This is a genomic window from Streptomyces sp. NBC_00386 (assembly GCF_036063235.1).
Lineage (GTDB): Bacteria > Actinomycetota > Actinomycetes > Streptomycetales > Streptomycetaceae > Streptomyces.
Map to the genome: position 1 here is coordinate 1,513,064 of NZ_CP107950.1, position 14,657 is coordinate 1,527,720.

A 14,657-nucleotide genomic window follows, 5' to 3' on the forward strand; every position below is an offset into this window, starting at 1 on the left:
GGACGGCGGGTGCGGCGGGAGAGCCGGTGACGCGGCGACAGGTTCCGGTCGCCATCGTCGGCATGGCGGTGCTGATGCCGGGGGCCCGGGATCTGGAGGCGTACTGGCTCAACCTGCGGGACGGCGTGGACGCGATCGGAGAGGTGCCGCAAGGGCGTTGGGACGCCGGGTACTACCGCCCCGGCACCGCGTCCGCACCGGCCGTCGCCGACCAGGTGTACTGCCGCCGGGGCGGGTTCGTGGACGCGCTGGCCGAGGTGGAGGTGACCCGGTTCGGGATCATGCCGAACTCGGTGGCCGGCACCGAGCCCGACCAGCTCATCGCGCTGCACGTGGCCGCCGCGGCCCTCGCGGACGCGGGCGGCCCGGACCGGCTTCCCGACCGGCGGCGCGTCGGCGTCGTTCTCGGCCGGGGCGGCTACCTCACCCCGGGCCTGGTCCGGCTCGACCAGCGGGTGCGCACGGCCGGGCAACTGGTGCGCACCCTGGGCGAGCTGTTACCGGAGCTGACGGACAGTCAATTGCGCCGTGTACGAACGGCGTTCACCGACCGTCTCGGCCCCGACAGCCCCGAGTCGGCGATCGGCCTGGTGCCCAACCTGGCCGCCTCCCGGGTGGCCAACCGGCTCGACCTGCGCGGCCCCGCCTACACCGTGGACGCCGCCTGCGCCTCCTCGCTGGTCGCGGTCGACCAGGCGGTGAGCGAACTCTCCTCGGAGCGCTGCGACCTGATGCTCGCCGGAGGCGTCCACCACTGCCACGACATCACCCTGTGGAGCGTCTTCTCCCAACTGCGCGCCCTCTCCCCCAGCGAGCGCATCCGCCCCTTCCACCGGGACGCCGACGGCCTCCTCGTCGGCGAGGGCACCGGGGTCGTCGTACTGAAGCGGCTGGCCGACGCCCGGCGCGACGGCGACCGGATCTACGCGGTGATCCGGGGCACCGGGGTGGCGAGCGACGGCCGGGCCGCCGGCCTGGTCAACCCCGATCCCGGCGGTCAGGCGAATGCCGTGCGGCAGGCATGGCTCGCCGCCGGACTCGACCCGGCCGCGCCCGGCTCGGTCGGCCTGCTGGAGGCACACGGCACCGCGACCCCGGCCGGCGACGCGGCCGAACTGGCCACGCTCAGAGCGGTGTTCGGCCCGGCCGAAAGATCCGGCGGAGAGCGCGCGGTGATCGGCTCGGTGAAGTCGATGATCGGGCACACCATGCCCGCCGCCGGGGTGGCCGGACTGGTCAAGGCCGCCCTCGCGGTGCACCACGCGACGCTGCTGCCGACCCTGCACTGCGACGACCCGCATCCGGCACTGGCCGCGACCCGCTTCCGTACGCTGGAGAAGGCCGTCCCCTGGGAGATCTCGCCCGGCCACCCGGTGCGCCGGGCCGCCGTGAACGCCTTCGGTTTCGGCGGGATCAACGCCCACGTGGTGCTGGAGGAGGCACCGGCGCCCGTCACGACGGCGCCCGCTCCGGCAACCGGGCGCCCGGCCGTGCGGGTCGCCGAGCCCGAGCGGGTCCTGCTGCTCGCCGCGGACGGTCCGGAACCGCTCGCCGCCCTGCTGGACACCGACGACGCCGCGGTACGCGCCGCCGGACTCGACCCCGCTCTTCCCCATCCGGCCGCGGGCCGGGCCCGGCTGGGCATCGTCGACCCGACCGCGAAACGGCTGGCCCTGGCCCGCCGGGCGGTCGGCCGGGGCCGCGCCTGGCACGGCCGGGGCGACGTCTGGTTCCGGCCCGGCCCCCTGCTCGGTCCCGGGCACGGCAAGCTCGTCTTCGTCTTCCCCGGTCTGGAGAGCGAGTTCTCCGCGCGCGTCGACGACGTGGCCGCGCACTTCGGACTGCCCCAGGCGGCGCACGAGGGCGACCCCGTCGGCGACGTGGGCCGGCACGGCCTCGGTGTGGTGGCCGTCGGACGCCTGCTCGACGCGGCGCTGCGTCGCCTGGGTGTCGTGCCGGACGCGGTCGCCGGGCACAGCGTCGGCGAGTGGACCGCGATGACGGTGGCCGGGCTGTACTCCGGGGACGAGGTCGACGCCTTCATGGCGGGCTTCGATCCGGACACGGTGACGGTGCCGGGTCTCGCGTTCGGTGCCGTCGGCGCGCCCGCGGAGCGTGTACTGGCCGCCCTGGAAGAGGAGTTCGCGGGCGCCGGCCTGGTGCTCTCCCATGACAACGCGCCGGGCCAGTCGATGGTGTGCGGGCCGGACGGCGCAGTCGAGGACTTCGTCCGGTCGTTCCGGGCCCGCGGTGTGCTCGGCCAGGTACTGCCGTTCCGGTCCGGCTTCCACACGCCGATGCTGGCGCCCTACCTCGGGCCGATCAGACAGGCGGCGCGGCGGTTCCGGCTGCATCCGGCGACCGTCCCGGTGTGGTCGGGGACGACCGCGGCGCCGTTCCCCGAACGGGAGGCGGAGGTACGCGATCTGTTCGTCCGGCACCTGCTGGAACCCGTGCGCTTCCGGCAGTTGACCGAGGCCCTGTACGCGGCGGGGCACCGGGCCTTCGTCCAGGTGGGCCCCGGGCAGCTCGGGTCGCTCGTGGGCGACACCCTCGGCGACCGCGACCATCTGACCGTGGCCGCCAACTCCCCCCGACACACCGGCCTCGCCCAGTTGCGCCGGGTGGCGGCCGCGCTGTGGACGGCGGGGGCAGCCGTCGCCCCCGCCCTGCCCACCGGGCCCCGTACGGAGACCACTTCAGGAGCCGGATCCGGATCCGCCGACGGCGGCGCGCTGTCTTCGCGGCCCCCCGTGCGACTCGACCTGGACGGCGCGCTGATCTCGCTGGACGGCCCGGAACTGGCTGAGCTGCGCGCCGAGTTGGGAGCGGCCGTCCCCGCTCCGGGCACCCCCGCCCGGTACGCGCCGGGTGCGCTGCGTGGGCTCACCGACCGGTTCCCCGGCGCCGCCGAACTGGACGCCCTGCTGCGGGAAACCGCGGACACAGCGGCAGCGCTCATCACCGCGCGGCCCGCCCGCCGGCCGGCCGCCACCGCCACGCCTCCTCCCCCCGACCCCGCCGCTGTCCCCGTGCCCGTGCCCGTCTCTGCCCCCGTCTCCGTTCCGGCTTCCAGACCCCTCGCCGAGACGCGAACGGCGGTCGGCGACGCGACGACGGGCACCCTCGTACGAACCTCCGTCGTCCGCGTCTCCCCGGAGACCATGCCGTACCTGCTCGACCACTGCTTCTTCCCCCAGCGGGCCGGCTGGCCGGACATGGCCGACCGCTGGCCGGTCGTCCCGGCGACCACGATCGTGCACCACCTGATGGACGCGGCCCGGCGGGCGGCGCCGGGCAAGGTGCCGGTCGCCGTGCACGGCGCCCGGTTCGAGGAGTGGCTGACGGCCACCCCCGCCGTCGACGTACAGGTCACGGTCGAGCCGGTGGCACCGGACCGCCTGGCCGTGTCCTTCGGTCCCCGGGCCCGCGCCACCGTCGAACTCGCCACCGGCTACCCGGCCCCGCCGCCCGCCCGTTGGCGGACCGACCTCGCGAGCGAACGCGCGCCCCTCCACACCGCGGCGCAACTGTACGGCGAGCGCTGGATGTTCCACGGCCCGGCGTTCCAGGGAGTCACCGAACTCACCGCGCTCGGCGAGCGGCACATCCGCGGGATCATCACCACCCCGACGGCGCCCGGCGCCCTGCTGGACAACGTCGGCCAGATCCTCGGCTACTGGATCATGGCGACCCGCTCCGAGCGGACCGTCGTGTTCCCGGTCGGGATGCGGGAGATGCGCTTCCACGGCCCGCACCCTGCCCCGGGGACGAAGGTGGCGTGTCTGGTGCGGATCACCTCGCTCACCGACACCGTGCTGGAGGCCGACGTACAGCTCTCGGTGGCGGGTGCGGTGTGGGCGGAGTTGCGCGGCTGGCAGGACCGCAGGTTCGACAACGATCCGCACACCCGGCCGGTGGAGCGCTTCCCCGGGCGCAACACCCTGTCCGAGGCCCGTCCGGGCGGCTGGTCACTGGTGCACGAACGGTGGCCGGATCTGGCGTCGCGCGACCTGATCATGCGCAACTCGCTGGGCGGACAGGAGCGTTCGGAGTACGCCGGGCACGCGCCGCGCGGCCGGCGGCAGTGGTTGCTGGGCCGGATCGCGGTCAAGGACGCCGTACGGCAATGGTTGTGGGACCACGGCGAGGGCCCGGTGTTTCCCGCGGAGCTGCGGGTGCGCAACGACAGCATGGGCCGCCCGTACGTCACCGGGGTGCACGGCCGGGAACTGCCCCCGCTGGACGTCTCCCTCGCCCACCGCGCCGAGGCGGGCGTGGCGATCGTACGGCCGCACACGCCCGCTCCCGGTCCTGGCATCGACATCGAGGAGGTCACGGCCCGCGACCCGCAGGCGATGGCGACGGCGCTCGGCGCGGACGAACTGCGGCTGCTGCGCACGCTGTGTGCCACCGGCGGCGGTACCGGTACCGCTACCCATACCGCTACCGAGGCACTGTGGTTCACCCGGTTCTGGGCCGCCAAGGAGGCGGTCGCCAAGGCGGAGGGCACCGGCTTCGGCGGCCGGCCGCGCGACTTCGCCGTGCTGGAGGCGGCACCGGCCGGGGACGAGCTGATCGTCTCCGGACGCCTGGAACGCGCCTACGCGGTGCGGTGCGCGCCCGCCGCGAACCCGCCCGGACTGACCGAACGGACCTATGTCGTGGCCTGGACCACAGAACCGATCGGACTGACGGGACACCCCCACGAGGAGGAGTACGCCCCATGAAAGCCACCCCCCACCCCGCGGACGCCGCCCCACGCCCCGCCGACGCGGACCTGGTCCTCGCCGACATCGCCGGACTGCTCGCCCGGCTCCTGGAGGACGAGTACGGCCTCGACGACGTCGAGATCGGCATGGCGACCACGTTCAACCGCGATCTGGAACTGGAGAGCATCGACCTGGTGACGCTGTCGGGGCTGCTGGAGGAGCGGTACGGCGGGCGGGTCAACTTCGCCGAGTTCCTGGCCGGGATGGAGTTCGACGAGATCATCGGGCTCACCGTGGGGCAGCTCGTCGCCTACGTCGTGACCAGCCTGAAGGCGGCGGAGGCGAGCTGACGCATGGCGATGGTCGACACCGGTGGACTCCGGTTGCACGTACAGCGGATCGGCCCCCGGGACGGCCGGGCGGCCACCGCGACCGCGGTACTGGTCCACGGTCTGCTCACCGACAGCCTGGCCAGCTACTACTTCACCGTGGCGCCCGCCTTCGCGGCGGCCGGCCTCGACGTCGTCATGTACGACCTGCGGGGCCACGGCCGCAGCGAACGCCCGCCCGACGGCTACACCCTGGACCACAACATCGACGACCTCCGGGCGCTGCTGGACCGGCTGGCGGTGACCGGACCGGTGCACCTGGTCGGCAACTCCTACGGCGGGACGATCGCCTTCGGCTTCGCGGCCCGCCACCCGGAGCGTGTGGCCAGCGTGTCCCTGATCGAGTCCGAACCGGCCACCGCCGCCTGGGCGTCGAAGCTCGGCGGCATCCTCGACCGGGTGGTGGCCCAACTGGCGCACAACGAGCTCGATGCCCTCGCGTGGATCACGGCGAACCGTGGCCACAACACGGCCCGGCTGGCCCGGGGCGCGGCCCGGCTCGCCCGGGACACCACCCTCGGACAGGACATCCCGGCCAGCCGCGTCCTGACGGACGATCAGATCGCCGCGATGCGCCGTCCCGTGCTCGGCGTGTACGGGGGTGACTCCGACCTCGCCGAACTCGCGCCCTGGTTGGGGTCGTTGCTGCCGGACTGCCGGACGGTGGTGATCCCGGGGCACGAGCACTCGGTTCTGGTGGAGGCGGCCGGGACCGTGGGCGGTCACATCCTGGCTCTGATCCAGGGGACTTCGGCGGCCTTGATGCAGGGGACTTCGGCGGCCCGGAGCGTGGGGGCCGAGGCCCGGTGAGCGGATTCCTGTTCGTGGTACCGCCGTTGGTCGGGCACATCAACCCGGCCGTCGGGGTCGCCGACCTGCTGCTCGCGCGCGGGCACCGGGTGGCGTGGGCCTGCGCCGACCCCGGTCTCGTGGGACGCCTCGCGGGTGACCGGGCCCCGGTGTTCCCGTGCGCCGGGCCGGTACCGGGGGTGGGCGAGGCGCGGCGGCCTCCCGACCTGCGGGGGCCGGAGGCGCTGAAGTTCCTGTGGGAGCGGTATCTGCTGCCGCTGGCCGAGGCCATGGCGCCGGGGGTGCGGGCGGCGGTCGAGACGTTCCGTCCGGACGTGGTCGTCGCCGACCAGCAGGCGTTCTCGGGTGGACTGGTCGCCGAGCGGGCGGGGCTGCCGTGGGCCACGTCGGCGACCACCTCGGCCGAGTTCGCCGACCCGCTGGCCGGGCTGCCGAGGGTCACGGAGTGGCTGGCGGAGCGCCTGGCGGGCCTGCGCGGGTCCGTCGGGGATCCGGCGGGCGACACCGATCCGCGGTTCTCGCCGCATCTGGTGCTGGCGTTCAGCACGGTGGAGCTGGCCGGTCCGCCGGCCGCCGCGCGGGGCGGCCCGATCCGCTGGGTCGGCCCCTCGATCACGGCCAGACCGGTCACGGCCGGCTTCCCCTGGGACTGGCTCGACCCCGGCCGGGCCACGGTGCTGGTGACTCTGGGCACCGCGAACGCGGACGCCGGCGGGCGCTTCCTCGCCGTCTGCCGGGAGGCCCTGCGCGCACGGGCCGACCGGGTGCAGGGGGTCGTCGTCGACCCGGGGAACACCCTGGGCGCGGACGCCGCCTCGCCACGGGGCGACATCCCGTCCCCGGACGGCAGCGGTGCTCCGTACGGCACCAGGGCTCCGTACGACGATCAACCCTCGCCCGGCCACCACGACAAGGACCTGCTGGTCCTGCCCGCTGTACCCCAACTCGCCCTCCTCGAAAGGGTCGACGCCGTGGTCTGCCATGCCGGTCACAACACCGTGTGCGAGGCGCTGTGGCACGGGGTTCCGCTCGTGGTGGCGCCCATCCGCGACGACCAGCCGGTGGTGGCCGGGCAGGTGGTGGACGCGGGGGCGGGCGTCCGGGTCAGGTTCGGCCGGGTGACCGCCGCCAAGCTGGGCGCCGCGCTCGACGCCGTACTGCACGAACCCGGGCACCGCGCGGCCGCCGAGCGGATCGGTACCGCGTTCCGCGCCGCCGGCGGTGCAACGGCGGCGGCTGACAGCCTCGAACAACTCGCCTGGGAGTACCGATGAGTGATCAGACGGATCGACCGACCGGGCAAGCCGCAAAGCAGCCGCCCGGGCAGGACGCCGCCGGCGAACCGGCGGGACAGGACTCCAGGGAACCGGCCGGACAGGCCCCCGAGCAGCCGGCCGGTCAGGACGTCAGGGAACCGGTCAGGGAGCCCAGCCGTGCCGAGCGGGTGGCCGGGCTGCGCCCCGGCTACCTGGCCGATCTGGCCGAGGGCACGGGCCGCTTCTTCGAGCCGCCGCGCACCACCTGCCCCTGGTGCGGCTCCGGTCTGCTGACCACCCGTCTGCGCACCACCGACCTGCTCCAGCACAAGCCGGGCCGGTTCGTCCTCGACCGGTGCGACGCCTGCGGGCACGTCTTCCAGAACCCCCGGCTGAGCGAGGCCGGGCTGGAGTTCTACTACCGCGACTTCTACGACGGGCTCGGCGAGAAGAGACTCGGCGACACCTTCGGCGGCCGCGCCGGGATGTACCGCGACCGCGCCGAGTCGATACTGCCGTACGACTCCGTCCCGAAGACCTGGCTCGACGTGGGCACCGGGCACGGCCACTTCTGCGCGACCGCCCGAGAGGTGCTGCCCGGCACGGCGTTCGACGGTCTCGACTTCACGGACGGCGTCGAACTCGCCGCCCGCGAGGGCCGGGTGGAGCACGGCTACCGCGGCGCATTCCCCGACCTGGCACCGGAACTCGCCGCCCGCTACGACGTGGTGAGCATGTTCCACTACCTGGAGCACAGCACCGACCCCGACCGTGAACTGAGGGCCGCGTGGCAGGCGGTGCGGCCCGGCGGCCATCTGCTCATCGAGGTCCCTGACCCCGAGAGCCGCTACGCCCGACTGCTGGGCCGCTGGTGGCTGCCCTGGCTCCAGCCGCAGCACCTGCACTTCGTGCCGGTCGCCAATCTGCGCCACCGACTGGCGGATCTGGGGTTCACGGTGGTGGCGCAGCAGCATGCCGAGCCGCACGATCCGGTGGACCTGCTCGCCGCCGTCTGGCTGGCGCTGGACCACGCCGTTCCGCGCGAGGACGCGCCCTGGCTGCCGAGGCCGCCGGGCGCGCTGCGGCGGGCCGGACGTACGGCCCTGCTCGTCGCGGGGATCCCTGCCCTGGTCCTGGCCACGCTGCTGGACCGGTTCGCGGTCCGCCCGCTCGCGCACCGGCTCGGCGTGTCCAACGCCTACCGCCTGGTGGCCCGCCGGGACTGACCCGTGTACGGCTCCGAAAGCCGTGGGCGGACAGGCGGGGAGTCGGTCATCACGCGCCCGGAACCCGGCGTGGACCCGCTGAGCAAGCCGTCCCCGGGCTCCCCACTGTGACCGTCGGCGCGCGGTCGCCGACCCGGCGGGGCGGTGTTCACCTGCGTACTTGCGCTGACGAGAGCCACGTCGGATCCGTTCCGGTGGGGCTCCCGTACGCCTGGACACGCCAAGACGGAAACTACTTGCCAGATTGGAAAGTAGATGCCAGTCTGGCATGTGTAAGCGCACCCGTCGCACGGAAGCTGGAGAACCCATGAGCACCTCAGGAGCGACGGGGCCCGGCGCCGAGTCCGCCGCCGCGGCACTGCGCGCCGCGCGGGCCGCCGAGAACGCGGCACGGGAGTCGGCGCGGTCGGTGCCGGCCTGGTATCCCGCCGCCCACGGCCTGCTGCTCGCCGCGGCCATGAGCGGCTTCGGCCTGGCGTCGGTGTGGCCCCGGTGGCAGGGCTGGATCCTCGCGGCCGCGCTGCTCTGCGCGGGCGCCTTCCTCGTGGTGACCTGGAGGGTGCAGCGCGCCTCGGGAGTCGCGCCGTGGTTCGCCCGGCGCGAGCGCGGGACCGCGTGGCACGCGTGGGTCCTGCCCTTGATCCCCTTCGCCGCGGGCCTGGCGGGGGCCCTCCTCTTCGGTGGCGCCGGAGCGTTCACCGGATTCGGCGTGGTGGCCGGCGCGGTCTCCTGGATGCAGGCCTACCATGCGCGTGCCGGCGCCCGGGAGGCGTCGTGACCAGCGCGGGTCCGCCCGGCCTGGACAAGGAGATCCACCACCCCACCCGGCTGACGGTGGCCGCGTTCCTCTCCGGTTGCGCCGAGGCCGAGTTCAGCACGGTGCGCGACTACTGCGGGGTCACCGATTCCGCACTGAGCAAGACGGTCGCCGCACTGGAGAAGGCCGGCTACGTGAACGTCCGCAAGGGCTACTTCGGCAAGCGGCCCCGCACCTGGCTCGCCCTCACCCCTACCGGCCGCACGGCGCTCACCGCACACCTGACCGCCCTGGAAACACTGACCGAAGCCGCCCGCCGAGCCGGAGCCGAGACGCAGAACACCGGTGGCGCCGACGGGGAGCGGACATAGAAATACCGCTGGGCGCCTGACGGGGCACAGGCCGGCCGGCGTCCACGCCTCGACGTACCCACACCCCGGCGTGCCCACAGCCGACCGCGCACAAGACCGTCAGGGACGGTCCGGCCCCAAGGCGTCGCGGACTGCGGCCAGGATGGCCTCGGTGTCGGCTCCCAGCGCGCGGGCGGAGGAGATGAAGTCGCGTGCGAGGGTCGTGAGTTGGGAGGCGTCGGGGCGGGACGGGCCGGCCGGGGGTGCCGCGACCCGGGAGCCCGCCCCGCGGCGGGTGCGGATCAGCTCGGCGGCCTCCAGCTCACGGTAGGCGCGGGCCACGGTGCCCGGTGCGAGGCCGAGGTCCGTGGCCAGCTGGCGCACGGTCGGCAGCCGGTCGCCCTCGGCCAGCCGGCCGGTGAGGATCAGCGCGCCGAGCTGGGCGCGGATCTGCGCGTACGGCGGCACCTGGCTGGTGGTGTCGACGCGGACGACGGGCTCATGCATGGTCGGGTGACTCCTCCGCCGCGTGGTCGTTGACGGCCCGGGGTGCCACCAAGGTGACCAGGGACCAGACGACGGTGAACAGGTTCAGCAGGGCCAGCGGGTAGAACACCCAGAAGGTGAGCGCGCCCATCGCACCGGGGCAGCCCGTCTCCGTCAGCGAGACGGAGAGCATCAGCACGGCGTACAGCTGCTGGCTCGACACCAGCAGGCCCCAGGCCCCGGTCACCGCCCACGCGCGGTCGCGACGCTGCTGCTCCATGCCCGGTCCGTGGGCGATGCGGCGCAGGGCCCACACGCAGGTGGGAGTGGCTATGGCGAGTGCGCCGAAGATCGGAAGGCTGTAGTACAGGCCGGGCCAGGGGCCCAGGGACGCCCGCATCCCGTTGCAGGTGACGGCGACGACCTTCCCCGTGGTGAAGATGCGGTCGGAGTCCACGGAGGCCGTGACGGCCGCGATCGCCAGTAGCACGGTGAGCGAGAGCCCCTGAAGGGCGATCAGGGGGCCCATGCGCGGTGGCACATGGTCTCTGACCAGGCGCGGGGCGAGACTCGCGGTGCGTACCGCATCCTGGGGGACCAGGGTCAGCGCATCGGCGAGAAGGACGCCTGCCACCGCGCACAGGCCGAAGGCCGTGATGCAGAACACGACGCGCTGCTCGAACTCGATGTCCCCCAGTGTGGACAGCCCCTGTGCGGCGATGATGCCGATGGCCAGGCCGGACCAGCGGGCGTAGTGGTCCGCGTGATCGAGGAAGCGACTCTGGAGCGGGGCGTCGTCGAGCATGGAGAGATCTCCTCGGATCATCTTGTACCAAGCGGCGAGTACAAGATGCCGTAGAAGAAATCTTGTGTCAAACATGCGATACAAGATGAGGCGGAGAGCGGCAGGCCGGGGGAAGGACTCGCGCGCAGAAAACCCGACACGGGCGTGCGTCGCCCGGTCGAGCGCGCACGCTGCGCCACGGAGCCGCGCTCCTCGACCGGCTGAGGCACCGGATCGACGACGGGACCGCGCGGGCGGCGCTGAGGGCGCCGGGGGCTCCCCCGCCGAGCGGCGGAGGTGCGCGGGACCGCACGTCCGCTCCGTCTCGTGGTCTCACGCGGCGGTGGCGTCGGCCTCCATCGTCATGCGGGCCACGTGGAGCGCCAGGTAGGAGACCTCGTCCTCGCTCAGACGCCGTCCCAGACGCAGCTCGACGATCGTCGCCAGCTGCTGCGCGGTGCGGGTCGCCTCGGGGTAGTACTGGCGAATGCCCTTCCCGATCGTGGACTCGTGGCCCGTGAGCTGCCGGTGCTGCTGGATCCGTACGAAGAGGTAGCGCACGTGGGTGATGAACCGCGCCACGCTCATGGCCTCGTGGGAGACGTCGATCCCGTACCGCTCCCGTATGACGGCGAGCATCTGCTGGATGACCCCGGTCATCGTGTACGTGAAGGACAGGTCGCCCGAGACGAAGCCCGCGTTGACCAGGTGCAGCGCGAGCGGGGTCGCCTCGGAGGCATCCAGTCGCGGGCTCACGTGCTCGTTGACGGCCTGGAGCAGAAGCTGCGCCTGGGCGTACTCGGTGGCGTACAGGGTCTGCACCTCGGCGCGCAGCGGGTACTCGATGACGATGCCCCGCGCGGCCCGGTCCAGCGCGCCGGCGATGTGGTCGGCGACGGCGATGGCGAGAGTGGGGCGGGTGGACTCGCGCCCCTCGATGCCGACATCGCCGAGGGCGGTCACGACGGCCTCCAGGACCTCCTCGCTGATGAGGGCGAGGGCCTCGGCCAGATGGTGGGGATCGGCGGCGGGGCCGGAGCCGCGGTCGTCGGCCGGGACGAAGACACGCTCGATCAGCGCGGGGTCGACGGGCTTGCCCTGGTGGGAGCTGAAGCCGATGCCGCGCCCGGTGAGGATGACCGGCTGGTCCTTCTCGTCGCTCGCGAGGACCACGTTGTTGTTCAGGACACGCAGAGCCTTCACCGTCGGCCCTCCTTTCCGTCCGTTTTCCATCCTCTCCCGAACCGGTCCGGCGCGTGCACGCGTCCCCTCTCGGGGAGCGTGCACGCGCCGGACCGGATCAGTGGCGGATGATCACCGCCGCACGGTCACCACAGGGGCGCCCGCGGTGACGTCCTGCCCTGTGTGCGGCTCGACCGAGGCCATGTCCGCGGTGTTGAGGACGGTCATCAGGGTGACGGTCGAATACCCCGCGGCGCGCACGGCGCCGAGGTCGACCTCGGCGAGCAGGTCGCCTGTGGAGACCTTCCGGCCCGCCTCGACGCGTACGTCGAAGCCCTTCCCGTTCATCTTCACCGTGTCGATGCCGATGTGGACGAGCACCTCGGTGCCGTCGGTGGTGCGGATGCCGAAGGCGTGTCCTGTTCCGGCGACGGTGATCAGCTCGCCGTCGACCGGGGCGACGACGTGGCCGTCGGCCGGTTCGATGCCCACGCCCTCGCCGAGCGCGCGGGAGGCGAAGACCGGGTCCTCGACCTCGCCGAGGCCGATCACACGGCCCGCGACGGGCGCCGCGAGTTCGAGGCCCTTGCGGGCGGCGGGAACGTCGGCCGCGACGGAGCCCGCGGAAGCCGAACCACTGGTGGCGGCGGGCGCGGCGCCGACGGCGACGAGCTCACGCTCCTCGGCCGGCACGGTCTGGGCGGGGACGGCGACCTCGCCCTTGGCGGCGGCCTCGGCCGCGTCGCGCTCGTCGTTGACCTGGGCGCGCTCCTCCTTGGTGCGGTAGTCGGAGAAGTACACGAGCGCCATCGAGGTGAAGAAGGCCGCCGAGATCGCGATGATGTACTTGATCATCGGGTCGAAGACCGGGATGGTCAGCAGGGAGGTGAAGGCGAAGGCCTTGGTGTCCACGCCGCCCAGGATGCCCACGATCAGGCCGCCCACGAGGCACCCGGCGAGCATGCGCGGGTAGATCCTCTTGAAGCGCAGGTGGATGCCGTACAGCGACGGCTCGGAGATTCCGCCGAGCAGACCCGCGGCCAGGGCGCCGGTGGCGGTCTGGCGCATGTCCTTCTCACGGTGACGGATCGACAGCAGCAGGACACCGGCGGTCGCGCCGAAGCAGGCGAAGTTCCACGCGCCCATGGGGCCCTGGATGAAGTCGTACCCGAGGGTGTTGATGTTCACGAGCATGAGCGCGTTCAGCGGCCAGTGCAGACCCAGCGGCACCAGGAAGGGGTACAGCAGCGGGATGACGATGGCGAAGACGATCGGGGCGTTGCCGTTCAGCCAGGACAGACCCGTGCCGAGGCCGTTGCCGGCCCAGATCCCCATGGGACCGATGAGGAAGGCGGTCATCGGGATCATGATCAGCATGCTGAAGAACGGTACGAAGACCATCTGCACGTTCTCGGGGAAGACGCGCTTCAGGCCCTTGTAGACCAGGGCGAGCAGGGCGACCATCAGCAGCGGTACGAACACCTGGCCGCCGTAGTCGTTGAGCTGCATCGGCAGCCCGAAGACGTGCGCCACGGACTCCGAGGTGCCCAGGGTCGCGTTGGTCGTGGTGGTGACGCCGGGGGTCTTGGACCCGATCATGCCCGTGAAGTTCGGGGTCATCACCGCGGCCATCACCGTGGCGCCCACCCACGGGTCGATCTTCAGCTTCTTGGCCGCGTTGTAGGCGACCATGATCGGCAGGAAGTACAGCACCGAGCGCCACATCGAGTCGACGAAGACCCAGGTCGCGGACTTGTCCGCGGACCGGAAGTCGACGATGCCGAAGGCGTCGAGCATGGAGGCGATCGCGATGATCAGCGAGGCGCCGAGCAGCACGCCCAGGAGCGGGCGGAACGAGTCCGAGAGGTACTCGAAGAAGTTGTCGAGCCAGGCGAAGCGGCCGCGGCCCTTGGCGCGGATCTCGGCCTTGACCTCGGCGTCGGACTGCGGGCGGGGCGTGCCGCCGCCGCTCATCGACGGCAGGTTCATGATGTCGGAGTAGACGCCCGCGACGGCTCCGCCGATCACGATCTGGAAGCGGTCGCCGGACTGCGGCACGGTGCCCATGACGCCGTCGAGGGCGTCGAGCGCGGCCTGGTCGGCCTTGCCACCGTCATGGAGCTGGAAGCGCAGCCGCGTCGCGCAGTGCGTGAGGCTCTCGATGTTCTCGGGGCCGCCGACGCCGCGGAGGATCTTCTCCGCCAGCATTTCGGATGTTGGTGTGTTCATGCTGCGTCACTGCATCCCTGGTTGTCGCGATCCTGCATCGGTCCGCGATCTCTCACGCCCGGACCGTGGCAACAAAAAAGGCCCGGGTCGCGCACGAGGCGCCACCCAGGCCTTGCCTCCCTCGGACCGGACGCCGGTGGCGTCCGTAGGGAGTAACAATCCTGCGATCGAGATCGATCGGAAATGACTATAGCAGCGCGGCGAGGCTCCGATGTGTTCGTGACCATCACCACGCGACCACACGGTGGGCACTCGGCGCCGGGCAGCGCCGGAGCATTCTGCGACCTTCCGGCCCGGCGCCCGGCCCAGGGGCAGCACCCGCGCGCACGCGGGCGAGGAGCAGACCGCCGGCCGCCGGCCGCCGCAGGGACACGCCCCCTCCAGTCGGCCGCACACGGCGGCAGCCACCCCCCTCCGATCAATTGAAACCGTTCAATGTTCGAGCACGCGAACCAGCCGATTCGCCTGATGACACG

General features: G+C 72.8%; 11 protein-coding genes. 7 read left to right on the plus strand and 4 right to left on the minus strand.

From position 1 onward, the window contains the following. Nucleotides 1-62: 62 nt before the first annotated feature. The 7 genes from OG780_RS06480 to OG780_RS06510 all read left to right on the plus strand — a co-directional run bounded on the left by OG780_RS06480 (nucleotide 63) and on the right by OG780_RS06510 (nucleotide 9,521). Nucleotides 63-4,730: a beta-ketoacyl synthase N-terminal-like domain-containing protein gene (locus OG780_RS06480; RefSeq protein WP_443062301.1), complete on the plus strand. Its 4,668-nt coding sequence runs from the start codon at nucleotides 63-65 to the stop codon at nucleotides 4,728-4,730. After that, a complete protein-coding gene (locus OG780_RS06485; protein WP_328445585.1) occupies nucleotides 4,727-5,062 on the plus strand; it encodes an acyl carrier protein in 336 nt (111 codons plus the stop codon). Before OG780_RS06480 ends, OG780_RS06485 begins: the two co-directional genes overlap by 4 nt. 3 nt (nucleotides 5,063-5,065) lie before the next feature. Beyond that, complete coding sequence (locus tag OG780_RS06490) at nucleotides 5,066-5,911, plus strand: alpha/beta fold hydrolase (RefSeq protein WP_328445587.1); 846 nt, start codon at nucleotides 5,066-5,068, stop codon at nucleotides 5,909-5,911. Then, nucleotides 5,908-7,185, plus strand: a complete 1,278-nt coding sequence (locus OG780_RS06495) for a glycosyltransferase (RefSeq protein WP_328445589.1) — start codon at nucleotides 5,908-5,910, stop codon at nucleotides 7,183-7,185. The genes OG780_RS06490 and OG780_RS06495 overlap by 4 nt, the downstream gene beginning before the upstream one ends. A 170-nt stretch (nucleotides 7,186-7,355) precedes the next feature. Further along, nucleotides 7,356-8,393, plus strand: coding sequence for a class I SAM-dependent methyltransferase (locus OG780_RS06500; protein ID WP_328457930.1), 1,038 nt, complete (start codon nucleotides 7,356-7,358; stop codon nucleotides 8,391-8,393). A 307-nt stretch (nucleotides 8,394-8,700) separates the two neighbouring features. Further along, on the plus strand, nucleotides 8,701-9,171 hold the full coding sequence (locus tag OG780_RS06505) for a hypothetical protein (protein ID WP_328445591.1): 471 nt from the start codon (nucleotides 8,701-8,703) through the stop codon (nucleotides 9,169-9,171). Next, nucleotides 9,168-9,521, plus strand: coding sequence for a transcriptional regulator (locus OG780_RS06510; RefSeq protein ID WP_328445593.1), 354 nt, complete (start codon nucleotides 9,168-9,170; stop codon nucleotides 9,519-9,521). The genes OG780_RS06505 and OG780_RS06510 overlap by 4 nt, the downstream gene beginning before the upstream one ends. 99 nt (nucleotides 9,522-9,620) lie before the next feature. Here OG780_RS06510 and OG780_RS06515 read toward each other — a convergent pair whose 3' ends face one another. The 4 genes from OG780_RS06515 to OG780_RS06530 all read right to left on the minus strand — a co-directional run bounded on the left by OG780_RS06515 (nucleotide 9,621) and on the right by OG780_RS06530 (nucleotide 14,181). Further along, a complete protein-coding gene (locus tag OG780_RS06515; RefSeq protein WP_328445595.1) occupies nucleotides 9,621-10,007 on the minus strand; it encodes a GntR family transcriptional regulator in 387 nt (128 codons plus the stop codon). Further along, entirely contained in the window at nucleotides 10,000-10,791 is a 792-nt protein-coding gene (locus OG780_RS06520; RefSeq protein ID WP_328445597.1) for a hypothetical protein, read from the minus strand. Before OG780_RS06520 ends, OG780_RS06515 begins: the two co-directional genes overlap by 8 nt. Before the next feature lie 312 nt (nucleotides 10,792-11,103). Continuing rightward, nucleotides 11,104-11,973, minus strand: a complete 870-nt coding sequence (locus OG780_RS06525; protein ID WP_328445599.1) for a PRD domain-containing protein — start codon at nucleotides 11,971-11,973, stop codon at nucleotides 11,104-11,106. A 111-nt stretch (nucleotides 11,974-12,084) separates the two neighbouring features. Then, a complete protein-coding gene (locus OG780_RS06530; RefSeq protein ID WP_328445601.1) occupies nucleotides 12,085-14,181 on the minus strand; it encodes a glucose PTS transporter subunit IIA in 2,097 nt (698 codons plus the stop codon). Between the last annotated feature and the right edge of the window lie 476 nt (nucleotides 14,182-14,657).